Origin of the sequence: Polaromonas sp. AER18D-145 (genome assembly GCF_002379095.1) — a bacterium.
In the GTDB taxonomy this organism is placed as follows: Bacteria; Pseudomonadota; Gammaproteobacteria; order Burkholderiales; family Burkholderiaceae_C; genus Polaromonas.
The window spans coordinates 1-701 of the sequence record NZ_NBZV01000120.1 but is presented as its reverse complement, the minus strand read 5'-3'; the positions used below and the strand labels follow the sequence as shown (position 1 = coordinate 701).

1 protein-coding gene is annotated in these 701 nt (G+C 62.3%); it reads right to left on the bottom strand.

Annotated features, from left to right (window positions below; genetic code table 11):
- Positions 1-701, bottom strand: a 701-nt coding sequence (locus tag B7G52_RS23120; protein ID WP_170954865.1) for a HAMP domain-containing protein, incomplete at both ends; no start/stop codon positions are given.

Here is a 701-nt window from a genome sequence, read left to right as displayed (position 1 = left end):
GCCACGGCCTTGGTCACCTCGGCGATGTTGCGCACCTGCGCCGTCAGATTCGAACCCATGGAGTTGACCGAATCGGTCAGGTCTTTCCATGTGCCGGCCACACCCTGCACGTCGGCCTGGCCGCCGAGTTTTCCTTCGGTCCCGACCTCGCGCGCCACACGGGTGACCTCGGAGGCAAACGAACTCAGCTGGTCCACCATGGTGTTGATGGTGTTTTTCAGTTCGAGGATCTCGCCTTTCACGTCCACCGTGATCTTCTTGGACAGGTCGCCGGCCGCCACCGCCGTTGTCACCTCGGCGATGTTGCGCACCTGCGCCGTCAGATTCGAACCCATGGAGTTGACCGAATCGGTCAGGTCTTTCCATGTGCCCGCCACACCCTGCACGTCGGCCTGGCCGCCGAGTTTGCCTTCGGTACCGACCTCGCGCGCCACACGGGTGACCTCGGAGGCAAACGAACTCAGCTGGTCCACCATGGTGTTGATGGTGTTTTTCAGCTCGAGGATCTCGCCCTTCACGTCCACCGTGATCTTCTTGGACAAATCGCCCGCTGCCACGGCCTTGGTCACCTCGGCGATGTTGCGCACCTGCGCCGTCAGATTCGAACCCATGGAGTTGACCGAATCGGTCAGGTCTTTCCATGTGCCGGCCACACCCTGCACGTCGGCCTGGCCGCCGAGTTTTCCTTCGGTCCCGACCTC